The organism is Salinibacterium sp. (assembly GCF_031364185.1).
Classification (GTDB): Bacteria; Actinomycetota; Actinomycetes; order Actinomycetales; family Microbacteriaceae; genus Rhodoglobus.
On record NZ_JANLVV010000318.1, the window covers coordinates 1 to 7,121 of the forward strand.

Sequence of the window (7,121 nt, forward strand, 5' to 3'; positions counted from 1 at the left end):
ACAAGGCGCTGGATTTCCTGCTCCCCGGGTGGGTCTGGGTGGTCGGGTTGAGCGTGCTAATCCCGGCGATGATCTTCTTAACGCCGTTGCTCACCATCGGCGCCCTCAAGGCTCGACGTGCACGCCGGCGTCGCACGGAGGGCGCCGGTCACGATCGGGTCGCCGGTGCCTGGCAGGAGCTCACCGATCGGTACTCCGAACTCGGCTACGCGGTGCCATCCAAACTCACCCGCACTCTGGTGGCTGAACGTCTCGAGAGCCAGGTTCAGGCGCCGGTGCCACTGAGGCTTCGCAGTCTCGCGGTGGCTACCGATGAGGCTGTCTTTTCGGGTCGCGACGTCGACGAGTCGCGCTCCGAGGTGGTGTGGACAGAGGCGATGGCCGCCGTGGAAGGCGCCCGGGCGACCCTCGGCCGTGGCCGCCAGCTAGTCAGTCGGTTCCGCATCCGTTCAGCCCGCGACTGGGTGGCGCGCACGAGCTCGTCACCGAAGCGAACCAACCGAGACACAGGTAGGGTCGAATGAAACTTAAGCTCACGCTGCAGCGCTCGTCGGGCCGCGTCAGTGACATCGTCGTCACAACGGATGCTGCGGCCACGGTCGGCGAGGTCGCCGCTGCGATTTCCGCGGTAGACCCGCAACGCCGCAAGGTCGACGGCCCGCTGCCACCTGCGACGCTGCAGATCGTCGACCCGACGGCCGCCGCACATAAACGGCTTGAACCCGAACTTGCAATCGGCGAGGTTCCGCTCGCCTCCGGCGCAACCGTCCTAATTGTGTCGCCCGACGGCGCTAACCCGGTCGCGCGCGCTCAGTCCACGGCTGTGCTTCGAGTGATCGAGGGGCCGGATGCCGGAGCGGAGTTCGCGCTTCCGATCGGTACGCGATATCTGGGTCGCGATAGAGGTATGTCTGACGTGACTCTTAGTGATCCACTTGTGTCCAAACGGCACGCACGAATAGACGCGTTCAACCACTCGATCCGCATCGTCGACCTCAACTCGGCCAATGGCCTTGAGGTCGATGGAGGTCTCGTGACCCGTATTGATCTTGGTGACAGGGCGGTCGTGCGCGTGGGGGATACCGTACTCGAGGCTCGAATCACTAGCGAACCCGCACCATCGGGGATCGTCCACGACGGTCCAGTCGCTTTCAATCGTTCGCCACGCGTCGAGAGCCGATATCCAGGGGAGGATTTCGTCGGACCCGTTCTTCCCAGCGACTCTGACCGCCAGCCGTTCCCCTGGCTTGTTCTTGCAGCACCCATGATTCTCGGACCCGTGATGTTCCTGGTGTCTCAGAGCGCAACATCCTTGATTTTCATCGCGATGTCTCCGCTTCTTGTGGCCGGAAACTTCCTTTCACAGCGCGCAACCCGCAAGCGTAAGCAGAAAATGGATGGCAGTAAGTTCGATGCCCGCTTCGACGATCTTTCCGCTCGGCTCAGCACGGAAAGAGACCTCGAACGCGAGGTACGTCTCGCCGAGATCCCGTCGACAATGGAGGTGTACGAGTCCGGGATGTCGCTCGGCCCGATGCTCTGGACGCGCAGGCCCGAGCACTGGCAGTTTCTGTCCCTCAATCTCGGCACGGGAACCCTGCCATCTCGAAACGCGATCACTATAAGTGGTGAAGAAGCGGCGCTTCCTGACTACCTTGACCGGTTGCGCGAGCTCATCGAAGAATACAAAGACGTCGATAGCGTGCCAGTAGCAGAGAATCTCCACTTCGCAGGCGCGCTGGGAGTCGTCGGAAGCACGGCAGCAGCGGCCGACTACGCCCGGGGACTTCTCGTGCAGGCGACCGGCCTGCACAGTCCCAGCGAACTCGTCGTCGCCGCCATCGTCAGCCCAGGGTGGACTGCAGAATTCGAATGGCTGAAGTGGCTTCCTCACACCGCGTCTGCTCATAGTCCAATCGAGGGTCGTCACCTCGCCAATAGCGCTGCCACCGGCGCGGCGCTTCTTTCCGCGCTCGAAGAACTTATTGCTGGCCGAAAGGCCAGGGCCGTCGACCGTGGCGCCGTCTCGATTGAGAAGTCCGCCATAGTGGCGGGAGCTACCGCCGGTGAAGGGGGAGCCGTGACATCCCCGCCGCCAAGTCCTACCCCTGCCATCGTCGTGATAATTTCTGACGATGCCCCAGTCGATCGAGCGCGGCTAGTACAGATGGCGGAGGATGCCGCAGACTCCGGTGTTTTCCCCATCTGGGTCTCCACAACCGCCGCAGGACTACCTGCTGTGGCCCGAACGTTCGTCACCGCGTCCGAGGTCTCGGGAGTGGCCTCTGTTGATTTCGTAAGGCTTGGTACCAAGTCAGTGGTTGTCACCACAGAGCCCATCAGCAGGGATATGGCTCTCGCCTACTCCAAGAGACTCGCACCCGTCCACGATGCGAGTGCGCTGCTGACCGACTCGAGCGACCTGCCCCGCACGGTGTCTATGCTCTCGCTTCTCGGCACCGACATCGCCGAACGTCCCGAGGTTGCGATCGAGCGCTGGAAGCAGAATGATTCCATCCACGATCGATCCGGCGGCCCATTCAAGCCACGCCGTGCCGGTCGCTTACGCGCAATCGTGGGCCAGTCTGGAGTAGACGCGATGCACCTCGATCTGCGTAACCAGGGACCCCATGCGCTTGTTGGCGGAACTACGGGTGCAGGAAAGAGTGAGTTTCTGCAGGCGTGGGTTCTCGGGATGGCGTCAGAGTCCAGCCCTGACCGCGTCACGTTCCTTCTCGTCGACTATAAGGGGGGCTCGGCATTTGCAGACTGCGTAACGCTGCCGCACTGCGTCGGTCTTGTCACCGACCTGAGCCCGCACCTCGTGCGACGAGCACTCACCAGCCTCCGAGCGGAGTTGCACTACCGTGAGCACCTGTTTAACCGAAAAAAGGTCAAGGATCTCATTGAGCTCGAGAAGTCCGGCGATCCTGAAGCTCCTCCTGCGCTGGTTCTCGTGATTGATGAGTTCGCTGCTCTAGCGAAGGAGGTGCCAGAGTTCGTCGACGGAGTTGTCGACATCGCTCAGCGTGGGCGATCGCTCGGTATCCACCTCATCATGGCCACCCAGCGCCCCGCCGGCGTCATCAAAGATAATTTGCGCGCCAATACGAATCTGCGCATCGCGTTGCGCATGGCGGACGAGTCAGACAGCCAGGATGTCGTCGGCGATAAGGTCGCGGCGAGCTTCGACCCGTCCATTCCCGGACGCGCGATAGCCAAGACCGGGCCGGGGCGACTAACGAGTTTCCAGTCGGCCTATGCCGGGGGGTGGACGACTAAAGAGGCGATCATCCCCACTATTGAGGTAGCCGATCTCCGGTTTGGTGCCGAACAGCTATGGCAGGCGCCGGAGGGACGGCCCGTCGATCTCCCCATTGACCAGGGACCCACCGATCAGGCACGGCTCGTGAAGCAGATTGTTGCGGCCGCCAGGATCGCAGATATCCCAAACCCGCGTCGCCCTTGGCTCGACGAACTTGCCCCGATTTTCGATGTCACACGGTTGAGCCAACGCACGGACGCTGAGATTGTGCTTGGTGTGACTGATATGCCTGATCAGCAGCGCCAGGAGGTGGCATGGTTCCGTCCTGACACAGATGGCCACCTTGCGATTTACGGCACCGGTGGATCAGGTAAGACGGTCACGTTGCGCACACTGGCCGTCGCGGCAGGTATTACTCCGCGAGGTGGCCCCGTCAATGTGTACGCACTCGATTTCGCAGGAAACGGATTGCGGATGCTCGATGCACTCCCGCACGTCGGCGCGATCGTCGGTGGTGATGATCAGGAACGGGTCATCCGGTTGCTCAAAATGTTTCGGGGCGAGATGAGTGAGCGGGCGGAGCGTTACGCCGCCGTCGATGCCTCCACGGTTACTGATTATCGACGAATAGCGAACGCCCCAGACGAGCCGCGGTTACTACTTCTTGTCGACGGATTTCCGGCCTTCAGGGCGGACTTCGAGACCGCGGGCGCCACGGCACCGTGGTACGGGGTTTTTCAGGACATCATCAGCGAGGGCCGCCAGCTCGGTATCCACGTCGCTCTCACCGCCGATCGCCCCGGCAGCGTTCCGACGGCAATCAGCTCAGGCATACAGCGTCGCGTGGTGCTGCGTCTGGCTGATGAAGCGGGCTATGCGATGCTCGACGAGCCAAGAGATGTGCTGAGCCCGACGTCCCCGGCCGGGCGGGCGATTGTGGGCGGTCGCGAAACGCAGATCGCAGTGGTCGGAGGCACGGCAAACGCGGTGGAACATGCCAGGGCCATCGCAGGCCTGAGCGAGGCGATCCTCCGGTCGGGCCGCACGCCAGCCCCTCTTATCGGGTCATTGCCGAAAGAGCTGGCGCCCTCACAGCTTCCCGCCAGCGTGGGAGGCAAGCCCACGCTTGGAATCTCAGACGACGACCTCGCCCCGATCGGTTTCGACCCGACTGGCGTGTTCATGCTCGCCGGCCCCCCGGCAAGTGGGAGAACCACCGCGGTGGCCTGGTTCGTCGCGAGCATCCGGGCTGCGCATCCCACTGCGCAATTTCACTACTTCGGCTCGGCTCGCTCGATCATCGGCACACGTGACGGCTGGATGACGGTGTCGCGAACACCCGAGGAGATCAACGAGAACGCCAAGAGGCTGTCGTCATCCATCGAGTCGGTCCCAGATGCTCCAAAGATCGTCATCGTGATCGAGGCGATCGCCGATTTCCTTTCCGGGCCCTCCGACTCCGCCCTCGTCGACCTAGTCAAGGCTGTCAAGCGATCAACCCACTTCCTGCTTGCCGAGTCGGAGACCTCAACGTGGAGCTCCTCCTACCCGCTTCTGGCTGAAATTAAGGGTGCCAGGGCAGGCCTCCTGCTTCAGCCAGAAACAATGGAGGGCGACATGCTACTGCGCACCGCTTTCCCGCGTATTTCGCGCGCTGACTTCCCTCTCGGTCGTGGTTTGTTTGTTGCCAGGGGGAAGGTCGTACGGGTGCAGTTGCCTTTTCTGTCATTGTGATGGCGGGTTATGGGCACTGCTACCCATCGACGTGTGATCATGTGTCAACTAATTTGAGAGTACGAACGTCGCGCACCTCGCGTGGCATACCACCTAAGGGGTTAAAGCCATGGCTAACATCACTGTCGACTACGAGCGCATCCGCCAGACTGCACAGCAGTTGGACACGGGGCGTGACCAGCTGACCCAACAGGTTGAAGACCTGAACCGCATCATCGGCGCACTCGTCGCAGATGGTTTCGCGACAACCGCCGCCTCGGGTGCGTACCAGGACACGTTCAATACCTACGCTCAGGGCGCGAAGGAGACCATCCGCGGTCTTGAGGGTCTTGCGCAGTTCTTGCGAAAGACGGCCGAGACTCTGCAATCCACCGACGAAGGAATCGCTGCAGCGATCCGTTAGTCGCCTCTGCTTCATTGGCCGGGGTGTCCATGTAGGCGCCCCGGTCTTCTCCGCCAGTCGTGCCATTCCAAAGGAAACATCGTGAGTGATTCATTGCAGGTGGATGTCGCCGCACTTCGTGCTGCAGCGAATTCCCTCAGGGGGGCAGCAGACAGTGTCCCAGTGGGCACCGCGGCAGATGCGTCGGGGTCGGGGAGTGCGGCGGTCGCGGCAGCCGTAGAGAACGTCAATATGTGGGCCAGGCTCTCAGGCCAGATTTTGGCCGGGAAGTTGCGCTCAGGTGCCGACACGGCAGACCTGGCTGCCACCACATTCGAACGGACCGACGCCGCCATGGCCTCGGCGCTGGCGGGGGGATAGTCATGGCGCAATGGGACTGGTTGCACCCGGGAGAGGGCAACGCCTCTAACCTCAGCACTTCTGTGTCGACGATCGCCTCAATCATGACAAAGATGCAGGCCGCGGAGGATGGCGCTGTCAGCTCGGTTAACGCGGTTACTGATGAGGTGTGGAGTGGTGAGGGAAGCGGCCCTTGGCGTGGGACGAATCGGGCGGTGATCTATTCGATCGCTCCGATCAGGCAGGTGCTTGCCGACGCGCAGTCTGCCATTAATGCGTATGTGTCTAAATTTAACTCAATCAAGAACCGCGCCGATGATGAGGTCGAGAAACTGCGTCGGGCCAACCATGTGTTGTGGTCGCTTCCTGATGTTGCGCCCCTTGATGTGGTGGGAGCGGCGGAGGTTCTTGCGGACAAAGCGAAAGCCGTACGTCACCAGGCTGAGGCTGAGATGGCGATCTTCAACCTTGCTGGCGAGCGACAGTCGGCAGACGACACACTCGTGTCGGCCATAAGTAGAGCCCTGCCGGCATCGTGGGATGATACAAGAAAAGCATTCCAGGCTCTCGGGATCTCCAGCGCGGATGATCTCACCGCGTCGACGATCGCGGCTGCGATGGCGGAGCTTGCGGCGAAGTACACCGACTCCGGAGGTGATGATCAGCAGACGCAGGCGGCCCTGACGGAACTGTTCGACGTGTATGGCACCGATGAGGAGGTCATGTCAGAGTTTTACCGGCAGTTGGGTGGCAGTGGGACGATTCAACTCATTGATACGCTCGGTGATCGATATGGGGAGAACCTCCCCACATCGAGTGATGATGCGGCGCTTTCCCTTGCTCAGGCCGTCCGGGCCGGGCTCTCGGTCGGCTCCGCGAACTGGACAAACAACGTCGCAGATCGTTTCGCCTCCACAATCCTGTCTGACGATGCGCTCAATGGATGGGTCGACGGCAACGCGGCAATCGCCTATCTCTTTTCCAACATCGCGAACGCGCCCATGGGCCCGGAGCTCGCACTCTCGGTGGCGAATGCCATTGATCTTATGGAGCGAGAACACGACCTGCCTCTGTCAAGCTATGACCCCCGAGCCAATCGCGGGGGTAACGTGCTCTATTTCGTGGAGAATCCGGAGCGTTATCAGGCACTTATCGACCATTCAGGTATGGATTTCACGCCCGGTCTGGTTGATGGCGCCGGTCGTGTCTTCGAGACTCTGGGTCTCTACCCCGAGCAGGCATTCGACTTCTTGGCGGACACTGGCAAGTCCCGAGAACGCATTGTCTATTGGTTTGGTGAACGCGATTGGGGCTTCCCTGACGGGTTTGAGGGACCGGCAGCGCTATGGTTTGGGGCCGCGCAGGTCGAGGGTGGCCCGT

At 61.6% G+C, this 7,121-nt stretch carries 3 protein-coding genes and 2 pseudogenes; all 5 read left to right on the plus strand.

What is annotated here, in order from left to right:
* Positions 1–524, plus strand: a pseudogene (locus RMN95_RS13935) (hypothetical protein); the annotation flags it as partial.
* The gene (locus RMN95_RS13940) at positions 521–4,999 is read left to right on the plus strand and encodes an FtsK/SpoIIIE domain-containing protein (RefSeq protein WP_309617513.1); all 4,479 of its coding nucleotides are present in this window, start codon (positions 521–523) and stop codon (positions 4,997–4,999) included. The pseudogene RMN95_RS13935 and the gene RMN95_RS13940, both read left to right, overlap by 4 nt.
* Positions 5,000–5,108: 109 nt before the next feature.
* On the plus strand, positions 5,109–5,402 hold the full coding sequence (locus RMN95_RS13945; RefSeq protein ID WP_309617514.1) for a WXG100 family type VII secretion target: 294 nt from the start codon (positions 5,109–5,111) through the stop codon (positions 5,400–5,402).
* A gap of 81 nt (positions 5,403–5,483) precedes the next feature.
* A complete protein-coding gene (locus RMN95_RS13950) occupies positions 5,484–5,762 on the plus strand; it encodes a type VII secretion target (protein WP_309617515.1) in 279 nt (92 codons plus the stop codon).
* A 2-nt stretch (positions 5,763–5,764) separates the two neighbouring features.
* A pseudogene (locus tag RMN95_RS13955) lies at positions 5,765–7,121 on the plus strand (hypothetical protein); the annotation flags it as partial.